Annotated in this window: 11 protein-coding genes; 3 read left to right on the top strand and 8 right to left on the bottom strand. The window is 73.3% G+C overall.

Annotated elements, in window-relative coordinates; genetic code table 11:
- The first annotated feature begins 139 nt into the window (after nt 1-139).
- Nucleotides 140-1,177 carry a rod shape-determining protein gene (locus ACWGKQ_RS13065; RefSeq protein WP_453291983.1) on the top strand — a complete coding sequence of 346 codons (1,038 nt, stop codon included), beginning with the start codon at nt 140-142 and terminating at the stop codon, nt 1,175-1,177.
- 48 nt (nt 1,178-1,225) lie between these two features.
- Here the strand turns inward: ACWGKQ_RS13065 and ACWGKQ_RS13060 are convergent, their stop codons facing one another.
- Complete coding sequence (locus ACWGKQ_RS13060; RefSeq protein WP_453291982.1) at nt 1,226-2,164, bottom strand: anti-sigma factor RsbA family regulatory protein; 939 nt, start codon at nt 2,162-2,164, stop codon at nt 1,226-1,228.
- A gap of 614 nt (nt 2,165-2,778) precedes the next feature.
- Between ACWGKQ_RS13060 and ACWGKQ_RS13055 the strand changes: the two genes are divergently transcribed.
- Nucleotides 2,779-3,795 (top strand): FG-GAP repeat domain-containing protein, encoded by a 1,017-nt coding sequence (locus tag ACWGKQ_RS13055; RefSeq protein ID WP_453291981.1) that lies wholly within the window; start codon nt 2,779-2,781, stop codon nt 3,793-3,795.
- A 77-nt stretch (nt 3,796-3,872) separates the two neighbouring features.
- Here ACWGKQ_RS13055 and ACWGKQ_RS13050 read toward each other — a convergent pair whose 3' ends face one another.
- From ACWGKQ_RS13050 to ACWGKQ_RS13035, 4 genes are all read right to left on the bottom strand, one after another.
- Complete coding sequence (locus ACWGKQ_RS13050; protein ID WP_453291980.1) at nt 3,873-5,669, bottom strand: HEXXH motif domain-containing protein; 1,797 nt, start codon at nt 5,667-5,669, stop codon at nt 3,873-3,875.
- Between the two features lie 22 nt (nt 5,670-5,691).
- Nucleotides 5,692-5,874, bottom strand: coding sequence for a hypothetical protein (locus tag ACWGKQ_RS13045; protein WP_453291979.1), 183 nt, complete (start codon nt 5,872-5,874; stop codon nt 5,692-5,694).
- Nucleotides 5,875-5,964: 90 nt separating this feature from the next.
- Entirely contained in the window at nt 5,965-7,056 is a 1,092-nt protein-coding gene (locus tag ACWGKQ_RS13040) for an effector-associated domain 2-containing protein (protein WP_453291978.1), read from the bottom strand.
- Nucleotides 7,053-8,111 carry a hypothetical protein gene (locus tag ACWGKQ_RS13035; protein WP_453291977.1) on the bottom strand — a complete coding sequence of 353 codons (1,059 nt, stop codon included), beginning with the start codon at nt 8,109-8,111 and terminating at the stop codon, nt 7,053-7,055. The genes ACWGKQ_RS13040 and ACWGKQ_RS13035 overlap by 4 nt, the downstream gene beginning before the upstream one ends.
- A 295-nt stretch (nt 8,112-8,406) precedes the next feature.
- Here ACWGKQ_RS13035 and ACWGKQ_RS13030 point away from each other — a divergent pair, with 295 nt between their 5' ends.
- The gene (locus ACWGKQ_RS13030; RefSeq protein WP_453291976.1) at nt 8,407-9,738 is read left to right on the top strand and encodes a cation:proton antiporter; all 1,332 of its coding nucleotides are present in this window, start codon (nt 8,407-8,409) and stop codon (nt 9,736-9,738) included.
- A gap of 79 nt (nt 9,739-9,817) precedes the next feature.
- Here the strand turns inward: ACWGKQ_RS13030 and fxsT are convergent, their stop codons facing one another.
- Genes fxsT through ACWGKQ_RS13015 form a run of 3 tightly spaced genes read right to left on the bottom strand, consistent with a single transcriptional unit; the run spans nt 9,818 to nt 17,045 of the window.
- Nucleotides 9,818-14,476: an FxSxx-COOH system tetratricopeptide repeat protein gene (gene fxsT, locus ACWGKQ_RS13025; protein WP_453291975.1), complete on the bottom strand. Its 4,659-nt coding sequence runs from the start codon at nt 14,474-14,476 to the stop codon at nt 9,818-9,820.
- Complete coding sequence (locus ACWGKQ_RS13020; RefSeq protein WP_453291974.1) at nt 14,476-15,594, bottom strand: AAA family ATPase; 1,119 nt, start codon at nt 15,592-15,594, stop codon at nt 14,476-14,478. Before ACWGKQ_RS13020 ends, fxsT begins: the two co-directional genes overlap by 1 nt.
- On the bottom strand, nt 15,591-17,045 hold the full coding sequence (locus ACWGKQ_RS13015) for a VMAP-C domain-containing protein (protein ID WP_453291973.1): 1,455 nt from the start codon (nt 17,043-17,045) through the stop codon (nt 15,591-15,593). The genes ACWGKQ_RS13020 and ACWGKQ_RS13015 overlap by 4 nt, the downstream gene beginning before the upstream one ends.
- Nucleotides 17,046-17,142 lie beyond the last annotated feature (97 nt).

The following is a 17,142-nucleotide window of genomic DNA, read 5'->3' as shown; positions in this document are numbered from 1 at the left end:
AACCACGAAACCCCCATTCAGCGGTGCCCCGCCCGGCCCCTCCCCGCAGGCGCGCCGCTGTGATCCCCCGGAGGATGCGAAGCAGGCCGCCGACCGGCGGCGCCACCGCACACGGCCCGCGTACTCGGGAGGATCTGCCGTGACCGTCAGCCTGGAGCAGTTGCGCCGCTGCCATTTCGCCGTCGATCTGGGGGCCGCCCGCACCCGGGTGTACGTGAAGGGCATGGGCCTGGTCGTCGACCAGCCTTCCGTCGCCGCCGTGAACACCCGTAGCGGCGCCCTGATCGCCGTCGGCGAGTTCGCGGAGAAGATGACGGGCCGTACCCCCGACTACATCCGCGTGGTGCGGCCCATCTCCGGCGGGACGATCGTCGACATCGAGGTGGCCCAGCGCATGCTGCGTCATCTGCTCGGCGACAAGATCCGGCGTTCGCTGCGCCGCAAGCCCCGGCTGCGGGCGGCGGCCTGCACCCCGCACGACGCCGACCCGCTGGCCCAGCGGGCGACCATCGAGACGCTGGCGGGGCTGGGGGCGAGGCGGGTGGAGCTGGTCGACACGCTGATCGCCGCCGCGGTCGGGTGCGGGCTGCCGGTCGAACGGCCCGAGGCCAGCATGATCCTCGTCTGCGGGGCCGCCGCCACCCAGGTCGCCGTGCTGTCGCTGGGGTCGATCGTGTGCGCCGAACGGCTGCCCGTCGGCGGTGAGGCCGTGGACCACGCGATCGTGCAGCACCTGCGGCACGAGCACGAGCTGATGCTGCCGAACCAGTCGATCCGGCCCCTGCAACTGGCCCTGGACGGCAACGGCCTCACCCCGCACGGCCCGGCCTCCACCGAGATCCACGGGCGGGACGTGGTCACCGGGCTCGCCCGCAGCGTACGGGTCGACACCGCCGCCGTACGGGACGCCATCCAGACGCCCCTCATGTCCGTCCTGGACGGGATCGGCCAGGTGCTGCGCGACTGCCCGCCCGACCTGGTCGCCGATCTCGCGGACCGCGGCATCATGATGGTCGGCGGCTCGGCCCTGCTCCCCGGCTTCGACCAGCTGCTGCGGGAGGCCACCGGCATGCCGGTGCACATCGCGGAACGGCCGGACGTGTGCGCGGTCCAGGGCATCGGGGCGATGCTGGAGGGCCGGATCGAGCCCCTGGTACTGGACCCCCTGGCCGCCTGAACACCCGCCCCGCCCCCGCCCGGCACCCGGCCCGCGGTCCCCGCGGGTTCAGGAGGCGGCCTCGAACCAGCACCGGACCGTCGTCCCCTCCGGCCCGGTGTGCACCCGGACCAGGTCGGCGACCAGGTTGACCAGGAGCAGGCCGCGGCCGCCGCTGCGGTCGCGAGGGGCCGGGCGGCGGCCGGCCAGGGGGTCGGTGAGGTGCCCCTTGTCGCGTATCTCGCACACCACCCGCCCGTCCCCGGCCCACACCGCCAGGGTGCCCGAACCCCCGCCGTGCACCACGCTGTTGGTGGACAGTTCGGCGACGGCCAGGGTCAGATCGGCGAGGCGCGCACCGCTCAGGCCGAGCCGTGCGGCCTCGGCGGTGGCGAGGTGCCGGGCCGCGGAGAGGGAGCCCGCCTCGAAGCGGACCGCCGGGGCGGCGGGCGGGGGCGGCAGGGGTTCGTTGTAGCGGGCGAGGATGTCGGCGGGGGCGTAGGCGTGGCTGTCCTGTTCCGGTCCGCCGCCGGCGGGCCGCAGGGTGGGGTGGGTGGCGTGCGCGTCGGCGATGGCCTGCGGATCGAGGCGCCGGGTGTCGTACGGGCACAGGACGGTCGCCGTACGGCCCCGGAAGGCCGCGTTGATCAGGGCCTCGTGCTGGACGCAGGCCGGGTACTCGGCGGTCGTGCGGCCGGGCCAGACGGGTTCGCCGACGATGCGGACGCGGTGGCCGGGCGGCTGGGCGTCGGCGAAGGCGTGCAGTACGCCGGGGAGGATCCGGCCGGGGTTGCGGCCGGCCTCCCGCATGTCGAGGAAGCGCACCGCCCCGGCGTCGGCGCCCAGAGCGGCCCGGATGAGGCGGAGGTTCTCGGCGGGTACGGCGACGGCCACCGGCTCCTGGGCGGCCAGCGCCTCCCGGACGAAGGGCACCGTCCCGGCCAGGTACTCGCCCTCGTCGCCGTAGAACAGGGCGGAATGGCGGAAGGGGCCGGGCGCGCCGGTCATGACCTCGGTACCGCACGCCGTACCGGCTCCCGGATGGTCACGGTGCCCGCCTCCTTGCCCCCGGATCACACGCATGCCCCGTGGACGCCGGCCCAAACCGGCCGACGCGGGCACAGGAGCGGGGTGTGGGATGCGGGGGTGCGGGGTGCCGGGTGCGGGGTGCCGGGTGCGGGAGTGCGGGGTGCCGGGTGCCGGGTGCGGGAGTGCGGGGTGTCGCTGTGGACCGCCCGCGCGCCCGTGCTCGGCGCGGCGGTCGGGTCTCCTAGTACGGCAGGATGCGCCCGGAAGGCGTCCTGCGGTCGATCTCCTGCCCGCGGGGAGCGGGCCGACGAACAACGCGCACGCGAATCCGACCGTCCATGACGCCCTCCTCTTGCCGAGCCCTGACCGGTACCTGCTGTCCGGTAGGAGGGCTCTGCCCCGCACATGGCAGGTCCAAGCCTGGTGCGGGGCAGCAAAGTTGACGGGGGCGGTGCGGGCCGGGGCCGGAACCGGGGCGCGGCGCCCTGTGAAACCACGGTCCCGTTACACGTGAATCACAGGTGGCGGCCCTAGGTTCCCGTGCCCATGACAGACAACTCCTCCGCGTCTCACGGAAGGACATCCCTCCGGTCATGAGCCAACACAGGAACCGCCGGGCCGCGCGCATCGTGGCCTTCTCAGCCGCCGGTGCCTTGACGGTCGCCGCGGGCGTCACGGCCGTGGCGTCGGCGAGCCAGCCGGCCACGACGACGGCGACCACCTGCTCCTTCACCAGGTCCGACACCTCGGCGAGCACCGGCGACAACCCCCGGCACGTGGTGACCGGCGACCTCGACGGCGACGGGAACGCCGACGTGGTCGCCGCGGACAACTCCGCCGACTCGGTCTCCGTGCTGCCCGGCAACGGCGACGGCACCTTCGGGACGGCCACGCAGTACACGGTCGGCTCGGGCGCCCGCGCGCTGGTCGCCGGGGACGTCGACGGGGACGGCGACCTGGACATCGCGGTGGCCGAGGAGTCCGCCGGGCGGGTCAACCTGCTGCTGGGCGACGGTGAAGGTGCGTTCACCGTCTCCTCGCGGACGGTGACCGTGACCCGGCCGCACGGACTGGTCCTCACCGACTTCGACGGCGACGGCGACCTGGACGTCGCCACCGCCGGTGTCGCCACCGCCGGGGGCGTGAGCGTGGCCCTCGGCAACGGCGACGGGACCTTCGGCGACGTCACCGGGTACAGCAGCGTGCAGCGGCTGTACTCGCTCACCGAGGGCGACTTCGACGGGGACGGCACCACCGACCTGGCGACCGTCAGCAACGGCTCCGACACCCTGGAGATCTACGCCGGCAACGGCGACGGCACCTTCCAGGACCCGGTCGCCTACACCACCTCCGCCCTGCCGGTCGCCGTCAACGCAGCCGACGTCAACGGCGACGACATCCCCGACGTGCTGGTGTCGTCCCTCGACGGCAACTCGGTCGACGTCTACACGGGCACCGCGGGCGGCACGCTGAGCGAGCTGACCGAGCTGTCGGCGGACGGCGCCTACGAGGCGGCCGCGGCCGACGTGACCTCCGACGGCACGACGGACCTGCTGGTGGCGAGCAGCGGCGACGACGCGGTGGACGTCTTCACCGGCTCGTGCGGGTGACCGGTCGGCGCCGACGCCGATCGTGATCGCTCCGCCGCACTCCTCCGCGGTCACGGACGTGCCTGTGGACAGTGTGCTCAGGCGGCCAGGCCGGCGGCCAGCCAGAGGGCGACGTCGCGCGGGTCTGCGGTGGTGCCGGTCATGCGGAGTTCGCGGTGCACCGCGCGGGGCAGTTCGGGGCGGTGCAGCAGCGGGCGGGCGCCGAGGGCGAGGACCAGGCCGGTCCATGCGTCGGCGTCCTCGGGGTCGCCCGTCAGCAGGCGGGCGTAGGCGCCGGGGGCGGCGGGGTCCCCGGCGACCAGGGCCCGGTCGGCGGCGGACGACGCGGGCCAGTCGTCGGTGTCCGGCACCGCGAGGCGCTGCCGGATCAGTCCGTTGCGGGCCTGGGACCAGGGTGCGGCGGGGTCGGGCACCACGGCGGACGCGGCGATGCGGGCATCGGCCGCGGCACCGGCGGCGTAGGCCCGGGCCAGGGCGCGGACGTCGTCCGGGGCGGGGGTCAGGTGCCGGACCCGCCAGCCGGTGCGGTGGTCGGTGGCCGCCAGTTCGGCCAGCGCAGCGGTGTCCGGCCGGATCCGGCGGTCCGCCCACCAGGCCGGCAGCCGCGCGGCCATGCCCCCGAGGAAACGGCGGCCGTGCTCGGTCAGGCCCGGGTCGGCGCGCAGGGTGTGGATCGCCTCCTGGGTCTGCCGCCGGCGCAGCGCGAACTCGAACTCGGCCAGCGGCCGCCCGGCCGGCGGCACATGGTCCAGGTACCTGCACCAGAAGTCGGTGATGCCGAGGAAGGCGTAGGCGCCCTGGAGCAGGCCGCTCAGCGGCCGCGGGTCGTTGCGCCAGGGGGCGTGGTGCCGTTCGGTTCCGCTGTCCCGCTCCAGCGTCAGCAGATGCAGCAGCGCGCCGAGTTTGGTGTGCTGGAACTCGTGGACCAGGGTGACCGCGAAGCTGACCGGGTCCGGGGGCAGCGAGGAGAGCAGGCCGCCGAAGGCGTCGCCGGAGGAGGCGCTGAGGACCGGGAAACTCCGCGCCGGCCGGACCTCCGCGACCGTGCGCAGTCCCTCCGCCAACGCGGCCGCCATGCCCGGGTCGCTGCCCGCGAGCAGGTCCACGGCCCGAGCGAACCGCTCCTGCCAGCGGGCCAGTTCGTCCTTGCCCAGGCGTCGCGGGGGCAGTGGTTCGCTCAGGTCCCGGTAGGGGTCGATGTCGTCGAGCCAGACGGTCACCGGGCGGCCGTCCGCGGTGGCGCGCAGGCTGCGCAGCCCCTGCCAGCCGGGGGCGTCGCCGTCGGGGGTCGCGGGCGGCTCGGGCGGGCCCACCCCGGCGCCGTACGGGCCGGCCCGCAGCCGTCCCGCCTCCACCGCCACCTCCGCCGTCCCCCATCGCGGGCGGTCCGGCAGGCGGGCCAGCCCGAGGGTGGGGAACATCGCGGTGCCGTCCCGCAGCGGCACAGCGGTGCGCAGCGGCAGCCCGGCGCGCAGCGCGGCGACCGCGCACACCGCGTGCAGATGGCCGAGGTCGGTCCACAGCGGCCCGTCGCCCCAGGCCGTGTGCCTGAGCCGGCGCAGGCTGTGCCCCAGCCAGGTGCCGATCTGCGGGTGCAGCAGCAGTTCCCTGAACTCCTGCGGGGCGCGCTGCTGGGCCGCCGTCAGGATGTCCCACGCGGCGTCCACGGGCGGCAGCGGGCCCAGCGCGCCGGGGGTCGCGGCGGCGGTGTCGAGCAGGGCCCTCAGCAGCAGGAGCCGCCTGCTGTACTCGGTCGTCCACAGGAAACGAACCGTCTCCGGACCGCCCCGGCCCGCGGCCAGATCGTCGAAATACGCCGTGGGAACGAGATGGTGCGCGGCGTGGGCGAGTGCGGAGCGTCCGTCCGGCTGCACATGGCTCCTTCCACGGGGATCGTCAGTCGGCCCGCCTGGCCGGTCCGTCGTCGTCGGCGAAGTTGACCCGTGGTTGTTCGACCTGTCGCAGCAACCGGTCCAGTGCACGCGCGTAGACGTCCGGATCCCCCGGCCGAAGGCCGGAGAGGGCGGTATCGCTGAGATCGGGCAGTTCGGATCGCACGAATTCCGCAGGCGTGTTCATGCGCCATCCCCCTGAGAACGTCCTCCCGTTGACTTCATGATGACGCATGGCCCGGGTGTCGGGAAGGCCGTGATCAGGCCGGTCAGCCTCCTATTCGGGCGGCAGCCGGCGGGCCGCCCAGTCCTTCAGCTCGCGTTGCGCGAGCGAGCCCGGTTCGAGCACGGTGAGCGCCTCGACGAGGGCGGCCAACCCACCGGGGTGGAGACGGCAGGTACGCACGATGCTGATGATGTCGGCCCGTGCCGCTCCCAGCCTGGGGATGGCGCCGGCCAGGTCGGCCGGCAGCATGCCGATGACGAGTTGACGCTGGTCACGGTCGGCCAGACCGGGCCATCCGGCGAGCAGTGCGATCAGCTCGGACAGGGCCGATTCCGGTACCGGTTCCCCGCGGTGCCGGGTGGCGGGGAAGTCGTAGTGGCGTACGTCGCCGGTCCCGGACCGGTACCAGAGCGAGGTGGGCCGCTGTCCGCCCTCCGTGAACTGTCCGATCACCGTCTCCGCTACGGAGCTCATGTCCGGTGGCCAGTTCTCGTCGCCCGCGGCGTCCAGAGTGGCCAGCACCGCCCGGGAGAACGCCCCGGTGCGCCGCACGGGGTCGTTGGCCGCTCGCTGCCCCGGCCCCGAGGCCAGCAGCACGAACTGCTCCCGGCCCGGCAGCCGGTCGCCGTGGGAGGGGAGTTCGCTGGGCAGTGCGCGCGCGAAGCCCAGGTCCTCGACGAAGGTCTGGCAGGAGTCCACCAGCCAGATCTGCCGCCGGAAGCCGGGCAGGGCGTCGGTGGTGAGGGCGGCCAGCCAGGCGTCCAGGTCGAGGTTGCGCTTGTCGTCGGCCGTGGCGTCGGCGTAGAAGAGCCTGCGGTGGCCCTGCGCGTCGGTGACCCCGTGGCCGCCCCAGACGACGAACAGCAGGTCGCCCTCCAGCGCGGGCAGCCGGCGGGTCAGCACCTCCTGCACGGCCTCCCGCCCGGCGGGACCGGCGGTCACGTCCGTCTCGGGTCCGCCCGTCCCGGGCAGGGCGCCCAGCAGCAGGGAGATGTGGGCCGCGGGCACGCCGCGGCCGCGCAGCCAGGCGGTGAAGCGGCGGGCGTCGGCGGCGGGGCCCGGCAGGTCCCAGGACGGGCCGACGGCATAGCGTTCCACGCCCACGACGACGGCGTGGGTCCGGTCCGGGCGGGCGGCGGTCACGGCAGCTCCTCGGCCAGCACGCGGTACAGCTCGGGGTTGCTCCAGTAGGCGCTGTGGGAGAGCGGGAAGGGCTGGCGGCTGTCCAGGGCGACGTCCCGGACCCGGCCGGGGAAGACACCGGCGCCGAGGTAGCTGAGCAGGTCCCGCCGGTCGTAGACGTTCAGCCAGGGCGGTACGTGGGCGGGCAGCGGGCAGCCGGGCTCCAGGCTGGGCAGGGCCCCCAGTTCGTACAGGAACGGGGCCTGCGAGCCGACGGTCACCAGCAGCGCGACCTGCGGCAGCGGCCGCAGCACCAGCAGGTCCAGGGCGGCTATGCCGCCGAGGCTGTGGGCGAGCACGACCACCGGGGGCTCCGCCTCCTGTACGGCGGCCGCGACGGCCTCCCGGATCGGGCCGCCGCGGGCCAGGTAGAGCAGCACGTCCCCGGCGGCCGGATGGGCCGCGTCGGTGAGTGCCGAACGCCGTCTGACCGCCTGCGCGGAGGCCAGGCCGAGGGCCAGCCGCCCGGTCAGCCGCTTGATCCGCCGGGTCACCGGGCCGCGGTGGGTGCCGGGCTCGTCCCCGGTGGTGGAGGGCCCGGGGAGCAGGGCGGCGATCCGGGCGACGGCCTCGTCGCGGGCGGTGCCGTCGAGGGCCGCCGCCGGTCCCTGCCGGTCGGTCCGGCGCCGTACCGCCTCGGCGACGAAGGCCCGGGCCAGTTCGGCCGTGCCGGCGCCCTCGGCCGGGGCGCGCAGGAAGCGGCGGCAGTCGTCGGTGGTCAGTACGGCGGCCACGGCGGCGGCGAAGTCCTCGGCGAGGCCCGCCGCGTCCAGCAGCCGGCGCAGCCGGTCGTCCGCGGTGAGTGCCGGGGCCGCCGCGGAGAGGGCCTCGCCGGGCGGCCGGGCGCCGGGGGCCAGCTCGGTTCTGCTTGGGGTCTCCGCGGTGAGCAGGCGCAGTTCGAGCAGCGGGTCCAGATAAAGAAGTCCCCAGAATTCGACGTCCTCGTCGAGCTCGTCCTGCGGCGCGCCGGAGGCGCCCGCGCGCGGTAATTCACGCCCCGTCCCGTACCCCGGCACGGAAATACCGTTCGAATGCAGTACCGATCCGGCAGTTCCTCCCCAATAACAGGAAGACACGCGGACTTCGGGCCGTAACGGCCGCAATCCTTCCCGTACGACTGCCACGGTTCCGCTGAATCCCGGCTCCCGTACGCCGGTGCCGTGTACGAATAAGACCGTCGTCACCGCCGACCCCCCGCTCCAGAACGGCATATTCCAAACGCACGCAACAATAGGTCACTTGCCCCTGCACCGGCTACACTGCGTGTGAACAACGCCACAGAGTGCGGCACTTGCCCGAAGGGGGATGCCGGTGAGCATCGACTCCACTGTCACTCACGTCGTCGCAGCTCTCGCGGTGGTGATCGCAGCCTCCTCGGCCCTGGGAGCGGCGGCCCGCAGGCTACGCCAGCCCTCCGTCATCGGGCAGTTATTCGCCGGCATCGCCCTCGGCCCCAGTCTGCTGGGCCTGGCTCCCGGCGGGGTGTATCAAACCCTCTTTCCCGATGAGATCAAGCCGATTCTGACTTCCGTGGCGCAAGTCGCGCTGGTGCTCTTCCTCTTCGCGGTCGGTTATGAACTCGACCTCGGCCAGTTGCGCAATCGCAGCGCGGTCACCACCGTCTCGCTGAGCGGGTTCGCGATTCCCATGCTGATGGGAGCCGGCATCGTCCTGCTCTTCACCGGAGGTTTCCGTTCCGCCAACGGCGGGCATCCGGTCGACGCGACATTCACCCTCTATATGGCGGTCGCCCTGTCCATCACGGCGGTTCCCGTGCTGGCCAGCATCATCCGGGACCAGGGACTGGCCGGCACCCGCCCCGCCACCATCGCGATGGCCGCCGCCGGTGTCATCGACGCGCTGAGCTGGCCGGTGCTGGCCGTCGCCCTGATCGGCGGCGAGGACGGCTCGCTGCGGTCCTGGACCGTCAAGGTGGCGCTGCTCGCGGCCTACGTACTGGTGATGTTCGTCGTCGTGCGGCCCGCGCTGAAGTGGTGGACGAACCGGCCCGGCGCCCTGATGACCAATCATGTCCCGCTCGCCGCCGCACTGGCGCTGGCCTCGGCCTGGGCGACCAGCGCGCTCGGACTGCATGTGATCTTCGGTGCGCTGCTGGCCGGGATCATCATGCCCCGCCAGTCCGACGGCGCTCCGGACAGCCAGGTGCTGCGCCCCCTCCAGGAGACCGGCGGACTGCTGCTGCCGGTGTTCTTCACGATCTCCGGGATGTCGGTCCAGCTCAACGGACTGCACGCCTCCGACCTGCTGCTCCTGCTGGTGATATGTGCCACCGCGGTGGTGGGCAAGGTGGCCGCCGGTGCCCTGTCGGCCCGGGGCGGCGCCCGGCTGCCCTGGCGTGACTCGCTGCTGATCGGCGTGCTGCTCAACACCCGGGGGCTCACCGAACTGATCGTGCTCAACGTGGGCTTGCAGGCCGGGGTGATCGGCCCCCGGCTGTACGCGCTGCTGGTCGTGATGGCGCTCTTCACCACGGCGGCCACCGGCCCGCTGATCCGCCCGCTGTACCGCCCGGCCGGCGCGTCGGCGGCCGGACCACCCGCCGGAACCGGCCCCGGCGGCGACGGCACACCCGACTCCGGACAGGCCCCGGCCATCGGCGCCGAGCCGACACCGCAGCCGTAGGCACAGCCGTAGCCGTAGGCACAGCCGTAGCCGGAGCGCGTCGGTCGGGCACCGGGCCCGACCGACCGGCGGTCTCGGCCTAGAACGGCACCGGGGCGATGTCCACGTCGGCCCGCTGGCTGCTGGCAGCGGACACGGTCGCCGGGTGGCCCTCGCCCAGCGTCCGGCGGAACCGCGCCAGGGTGTCGGTGTGCAGCACCGTGGCCTCGTCCACACGGCCCAGCGCGCGCAGGTCCAAGGCGACGTTGTTGGCGCAGGCCAGCGTGGTCGGGTGGTCCTCGCCGAGGTTCCTCTTCAGGATCTGAAGGGTCTGCTGGTCCAGCTCCAGGGCCTCCGTGTGGCGCCCCAGCGCGCTGTACTGGTTGGCCATGCCGAGGGTCGTGGTCAGGGTGAGGATGTGCTCGTCGCCCAGCACCTCGCGCATGCCCCGCAGCGCCGCGTCGAGGTGTGCCCCGGCGTCGTCGAGTTCGCCCAGATGGCGCAGGGTGATGGCCACGTTCGTACGGGCCGACAAGGTGTGCGGGTGGCCCTCGCCCAGTTTGGCCGTGTAGCGCACCACGGTCGCTTCGCCCAGTTCCCTGGAACGCGTCAGCTGGCCGTCCTGCCGGAGGTCGACGACCAGGTTGGCCGCACAGGCGATGGCGTCCGGGTGGTCGGCGCCGTAGCGGGTCTCGAACTTCGACAGCGCCAGCTCGGCGAGTTGCAGCGCCCGGTCGTGGTCCCCGGCACGCCGACGGCACACCGCGAGAACACGGGCGCAGCTGATGCTGGCGGGGTTGTCCTCGCCGTAGTTGGCGACGTAACGGGCGTAGACATCCTCCTGGTGGACCACGGATCCCAGGTAGTCACCGGTCTCGCGGATGTCGAGGGACAGGCCGCTGAGGGTGTTCAGGGTGAGGAGGTGGTTCTCGCCGAGTGCGATGGCACGCAGCCGGGCCGTCTCCGTGTCGCGTTCGCGCGCCTCTTTGTACAGGCCCATCAACCGCAGGCCGACGCCCAGACTGTGGGCCGCGCGGAGGGTGGCCGGGTCGTCGTCGCCGAAGACCCGCAGGGAGCGTTCGTACACCGATCGGTTGATCTCCAGTGCCTGTGTCAGTTCGGCCCGGAGCCGCAGCCCGCTGGTCAGCTGGATGAGGGCGTCCAGGGTGCCCTCGTCGTCCTCGCCCGCGATCCGGATGTACGTGTCCGCCGTGCGCTGCATCATGTCGGCGGCTTCCTGGTACTCGCCGACCCTGCGCAGCAGGAAGGCCAGCCACTTCGCCATCTCCAGCGTCTGCTGGTCCTCGGAGCCGAACTTCCGGGTCCACACCTCCAGCGCCTCACGCGCCATGGAGACCGCGCTGTCGTGGTCGCCCCAGATGAAGAGGAACTCCGCCACGTCCCGGATCAGGCTGCGCACCCAGGGCGAGTCGCAGTCCACGGCCCGCGACACCACGATGTGCGGCAGCAGCTGCTGGTAGCGCGGCCACAGTTCCCTGGAGCCGGGGCTGTTGGGGTTGGCGTCGGCGAGGAGCAGGTGCGCGCCGTGCCGCATGTCCGCCTGCTGCTGCGGGGACATGCGGTTGACCAGGACCGCCTGGACCAGACGGTGCAGCTGGATGGTGTCGTGCCGGTGCTCGATCCGGGCCAGGGCGTAGACGTTGATCTCCCGGATGGCCCGCCCGAGCCTCATGGGGTGGCGCAGCGCCTCGTCCAGCTCGGGGGCGATGTTGCTCCGCGAGTTGTTGAAGAGGGCGCGGGAGATCGGCTCGGGCGCGAAGAAGGAGGAGACCTGGAGGAGTTGGAGTGCCGCGGGGTTGCGCTGTTCGAGCTGGCGCAGCGAGACGTCCCAGGCGGCGGCCACCGACATGGGATAGTCCGGCGACGGGACGAGTTCGAGCATCAGCTCGGCGATCTTCTCCCGGATCAGCCCCAGGTACTCGGACACGGCCATGCCGGTGACGGCCTGCCAGGCCGCGGCCTGCTCGATGGCGAGCGGCAGGTCGCCGAGCTCCTGGGCGAGCAGGTCGGCGTCGGTGTCGCTCAGGTCGCGGGCCCGGCGGCGGAGCAGCGCCTTGCTCTCCTCGCGGGTGAAGACGTCCACGGAGAGGGTCCTGGCCACCCGGTCCCATTCCTGGTTCCGGGAGGTGATGAGGATCTTCCCGGTACCGCCGGTCGGGAAGTAGGGGCGTACCGCCTCGACGTTCTCGGCGTTGTCGAACACCAGGAGCCACCGGTCATAGGGCTCCCCGCGGCGCAGGGCCTCACGGACCGCCGGGACCGCCCGGTTGGCCTCCGTGCCCACGTTCAGGCCCAGCCGGTGGGCGAGTTCGGTGAGGGCGGTCAGGATCATCGTCGGCTGTTCGGACGGAATCCACCAGATCACGTCATATTCGGACGAATGCCTGTACACATATTCGATGGCGATCTGGGATTTCCCGACGCCGCCCATGCCGTGCAGGGTGTGGGGCAGCACGGCAGAGGTGTCGCCCGTCAGCAACTGCTGGTGCACCTGGGCGAGGAGTTCCTCCCGCCCGGTGAAGTTGGGGTTGTTCGGTGGCACGTTGCCCCAGACCACGGGCACGGAGGCGCGCTGCGGGGCCGGCCGGGACTGCGGTGCGGCCGGGCCCGGGACCGTCCTGCCGGGTGACGAGAGGCCGGCGCCCGACCGCTCGTCGGCGCTCGGAACGGGATTCTCCCGCACTGGAGTCCCGCTCGCGGAACCTCCCGCCGCATGCTGGTGCTCACTGGCAGTGGTGTCGGTCATGTCCAGGCCGCCCAAGTCTGAATTTACAACATTTTTATTACGGACATCGTGGCCTATTTGCCGCGAATTCTCGGTGATCGACGCACCCGAAGAGGCCCCTTCCAGCGCCGCGCCGACCCGGCGGGCACGCAGCAGGTAGGGCCCCGACAGGGCGCGCAGCACGGCCAGTTCGACACGCACGAACGGCAGGTTCTCCGCCGTCACCTGTGGAACCGGCTCCTCCTCCGGGGCGAGCAGCGCACCGTGCAGCCCGCGGGCCGCCTCGAACCGGTCGCCGTAGAACTCGGACACCGAACTCACCACCCGGGCCGTGTCCGCGCGCATCGCGCCCGCCAGCAGCGCCTCGCGCGCGCCGTCGACGAACTCCAGCGGGGCGGGCGCGACGGCGCTCTGCGCCTCGGCGGGCGGCGGCTCCAGCAGGCCGCTCAGGAAGAGCTCGGCCAGATGGGCCGGCTGCGCCTCGGGCACCAGTCTGCGCTGGACGTCCCGCACCAGGCGGGGCTCCAGGATCGCGGCGGCCAGATGGGTGGCCAGCCGGAAGGCGGTGGGGGTGGCATGGCTGCGGAAGCGCCGGATGCGCTCCTGGACCGAGGGCGCCGGGATGACGAGCGGCGGTTCGTCGACGTCCCCCTCGTCCTCCCCGGGCACGTCGGGCGCGCCGAGCAGCAGCACCGGGGCCTCGATCCAGTCGGGCCCCGCACCGGCCACCAGTCCGGCCCAGCGGCCCAGCCACCGGGCGTCTAGTTCGAGGACCGGGACCGCCGCGGTCCAGTCGGCGGGCGGCGGGTCGAACGGGTCGTGCCACTCGGCCGGGAAGTCCACGGCCAGTTCGGTGGTGCGGGCCCCCGCGCGGGGGCTGCGCAGCCGCGCCGGGCGGGGCGCCAGCGCGGTGCGGTGCCAGTCCCGCTGGGACAGCAGGTGCACCACCGCCAACGGACCGGCCGCCGACCACAGCTCCAGCGCCTGCCGGCCGGCCCCGGTCCGCCACAGCGGTCCCAGGCCGTCGGTCAGGACCAGGATGATCCGGCGGCCGGTACGGTCCACCAGCTCGCCGGGCACCCCGAGGACGTCGTGCTCCGGGTACGGCCCGCGCAGCACCGCCTCCGGCCCCCGCGAGGTCTCGCGCAGGCCGAGCCGGCGCACCCGTACGTCACGGAAGGCGCCCAGCCGTTCGGCCACCGTGGTGAACTCGGCGACCGTCTGCTCCCAGATCACCATGGTCGGGTGGTCGTCCACCACCAGCACCAGGTCGAAGCGGCGCTCGTCCGCCGACCGGGTGTAGGGCAGCCACAGACCGTCCTCGGCGGCGCGTTCGGCGGTGGTCTCCTCGTCCAGCTCGACCTCGAACGCCGAGGGCACCAGCTGCTTCAGCGCGCGCAGCGCACGGCTGATCCCCGCCGCGTCCCGCAGGTCCGGCACGACCTCGACCGGCAGGACCTCGACCGGCTCGACCGGCTCAGCCGCCTCGGCGTGGACCCGCCGGGCCGCCTGCTCCTGTGCGGAGCCGGGCCCGGACCCCTCCGGTCCGGCGGGCTGCAACGGCAGGAACAGCACCCCGGCCATGTCACCGGACAGGTCCTGCCCCTCGCCGCCGGCTGCCCCGCCCGGCGTTCCGTCGCCGTTCCCGGCCGCCGTGCCGAACCCGGCGGCCCCGCCCGTCGTACCGCCGTCCGTCCCGCCTGTCCGGCCCGTCCCGCCCGTACCGTTCTTCGCTCCGCCGCCGGTGCCGGGCATACCGCCTGCCCCGCCTGCCCCGCCCGCTCCACCGGTCCTGTCCGTGCCGTTCGCCCTGTCCGTGCCGTTCGTCCTGTCGGACGCCGGTGGTCCGCCGGGGGGTTCGGGCAGCCCGGAGATCCCCGACAGGCCGGCCGGCCGGGACCGGGGCGGGCGGTCCGACGCCGGCAGCCGTGCCGCCAGCGTCTGGTACGCGTGCAGCCAGAGGCCCTCCGCCACTTCGAAGGCCTCCGGACGGGCACGCGAGTCCTCACCCATCAGGGCGCCCCCGACAGCTCACGCCAGAGGGCCTCCAGCAGCTCGCCCCAGGACTCGTCGTCCTCCCGGACCCCGGCCGTCCGCAGGAACACGGCGTTGAGCAGCTGGTCGGTCGCCAGCCCGCCGTTCTGCCGGCTGCGTTCCACGAACTCCCGGATCATGTCGTCGTACCGGCCCTCCTGGTCCCGGAAGTGCGCGGCGATCATGCTGGCCAGCTGGTCCTCGCGGGGCGGGGTGACGTCCAGCCGGACACAGCGGCGCAGAAAGGCCGCCGGGAACTGCCGTTCCCCGTTGCTGGTGATGACGACGAACGGGAAGGCCCGGCACCGGACCCGGCCGTCCGTCACCGTGACCGTGGTGTCCGGGTCGTCGGTGAACACCCGCGCCCGGCCCTCGTGATGGCGGGCGCGGACCAGTTCCGGAATGTCGTACGAGCCGTTCTCCAGCACATGGAGGAGGTCGCTGGGCAGGTCGATGTCGCTCTTGTCCAGCTCGTCGATGAGCAGCACGCGGGGCAGCTCGTACGGGAGCAGGGCTGTGCCGAGCGGGCCGAGCCGCACGAAGTCCCCGATCCGTGCCCCGGTGCCGCCCTCCGGTGCCGCCACCGCGGTGCCGTCCGCCGCCTCCGGGGTGCCCTCGCCGGACGGGGTGGCCGGGCCGCGCCCGAGGGACGCCTGGGCCCGGCCGATGGCGTCGTACTCGTACAGTCCGGAGCGCAGGGTGCTGCGCGAGGTGATCCCCCAGTGCAGCACCCGGCCCAGGCCCAGTTCGCGCGCGACCAGGTAGGCCAGCGTGGACTTCCCGATGCCGGGCCGGCCGGTCACCAGCAGCGGCCTGCGCAGCAGCAGGGCCGTGTTGATCATGTCGATGTCGTGCGGGTTCTGCCGGGAGGTGGTGCGGCCCACGCTGCCGAGCCGACGGTCGGTCTCGGCGCTCTCGGCCGGTACGGGCGGCAGCACCGGGCCGCCGTCGAAGGCCCGCCAGCCGGGCGGCGGGGGCAGCACGTCGGCGAGGCGGATGTCGGGCAGCGGCTGCCCCGTGCCCCGGTAGATCCACCAGCTGCGGCTGACGGGCCCGCCGTTGCGGCTGTTCTCCACCGGGTGCTGGACGCGGCTCATGAGGTCCCCTCGTCGTTGTGTCCGCCGCGCACGCTCCCGGGATCCGACGCCGGGTATTCGGACCAGTCCACCATCCGATTCGGGTTGTCGAGGAGCACCGCGAGGTGACGTCCGGTGTGCGCATCGCGTTGCGCCGCGGCGGCGGTGGCCGCCTCGTTCCGCAACTTCCTCACGCGTTGCGGCAGTTCGGCGGCCGTTCCCTTCAGCAGTTTGTCGACCCGTTTCCTGAAGTCGCCCGCGGGTGCGGGCCGGCGGTCCCAGACCGCCAGCGGCACCCCGGCCAGCAGCGCGGCTTCGAGGGTGGCCTGGCGGCCACCGGGTCCGGGCAGCGGCGGCGCGGTGAGCGCGACCGACACCAGCCGCTCGTCGGCGGCGAGCGTGCGGTTCCATCGCACGGGGTCGTGGCCGCGCTCCCCCGTCGTGTCCCAGTGGCAGACGATCCGGGGGCCGGCGGCCAGCTGCTGCCAGCGGTTGCGCCAGCGCCGGTGGAACTGCCGGGCCCGCATCCGCTCCAGACTCCGCAGCGCCACCGGGTAGTCCAGGCACAGAGGGGTGGCGGCGGACGAGTCCGAGGCCGTCGGCAGCCATTCCATGGGGTGGTTCAGCAGTTGGAGCGGCAGCACGAACTCGAGGACCGGCCTGCCGGGGTGCTCGCCCCACTCCTCCTCGACGCTCTCGACCAACTGCTCCACCGCGGCCTCGACTTCGCCCAAGGCCACGATCTGGTCCTCTCCTCGCTCCGGCCGCCACGAGCCCGGACGCCGCTGACGCCAGTGGGACAGCAGATACTCGTCCGAGCTCAACCCGTGTTTGCTCAACTGCACAACGAGACAGGCGGGAGCGGGTTCCGCTGCCCCCTGAGCGATCTGCGAGCGCAGGACTTCGAGAGGTTTGACCAGGTCAAGTCGTGTGCTCTGATCGTCGTTCCAGCGGCGCAGGCCGTCGAGGACCGGCCGCTCGACGTCGGACGCCGCGCCCGCCGCGATCGCGTGCTCCACCAGGACCAGCACGGGAAGCAGGCCGTCGGGGCGGGCGTTGGCCTCCGCCAGGAAGTCGAAGGCCTCCTGGAGCGTGGAGACCGGCCGGGCCGGGAGCGGAAGGTCACCGGCCGCCGCGTACAGCAGGCCCTGCGCGTCGGGATACGGGAAGCGGCTCAGCAGCGAGCGGGCTCTGCGGGACTCGGCGTCGGGCAGGGCCGCGAGAACCGGCGAGGTGGAGACCAGCTCCACGATCCGCAGCACGGGAATCGAGCCGGGGTCGTACTCCTGGAGGGTGTCGGCCAACACGGAAAGCCCCGCGGGCCGTTGCCAGCAGGCTCGGGCTATCTCCATTATGTCGTGCCGCTTCCGGTCATGTCGCCGGACGTTGGCTAACTCGGGTAACCGGCCCGCCAGCATGTCGATCAAGAGATCGCGCCCTCCCGGTGCATCGAGTCCCGACACCGCGCACATCTGGTCTACCAGCTCATGCTCGAATCCCGCCGCATGACCGCCGTTTCTGCCACTGAACAAAAGTCCCCCCGTCACGACTCCAGCGCCCCTCAACTCC

It is taken from the genome of Streptomyces sp. NPDC054770 (genome assembly GCF_053611985.1).
Note: the sequence above shows the minus strand (reverse complement) of the source record. Positions and strands in the feature narration are given on the sequence as shown.

What these genes read in the sequence shown, in the direction of transcription:
- ACWGKQ_RS13060 (WP_453291982.1), bottom strand. Translation starts at nt 2,164, where the DNA reads ATGACCGGCGCGCCCGGCCCCTTCCGCCATTCCGCCCTGTTCTACGGC.
- ACWGKQ_RS13055 (WP_453291981.1), top strand. Translation starts at nt 2,779, where the DNA reads ATGAGCCAACACAGGAACCGCCGGGCCGCGCGCATCGTGGCCTTCTCA.
- ACWGKQ_RS13045 (WP_453291979.1), bottom strand. Translation starts at nt 5,874, where the DNA reads ATGAACACGCCTGCGGAATTCGTGCGATCCGAACTGCCCGATCTCAGC.
- fxsT (WP_453291975.1), bottom strand. Translation starts at nt 14,476, where the DNA reads ATGGGTGAGGACTCGCGTGCCCGTCCGGAGGCCTTCGAAGTGGCGGAG.
- ACWGKQ_RS13020 (WP_453291974.1), bottom strand. Translation starts at nt 15,594, where the DNA reads ATGAGCCGCGTCCAGCACCCGGTGGAGAACAGCCGCAACGGCGGGCCC.
- ACWGKQ_RS13015 (WP_453291973.1), bottom strand. Translation starts at nt 17,045, where the DNA reads ATGTGCGCGGTGTCGGGACTCGATGCACCGGGAGGGCGCGATCTCTTG.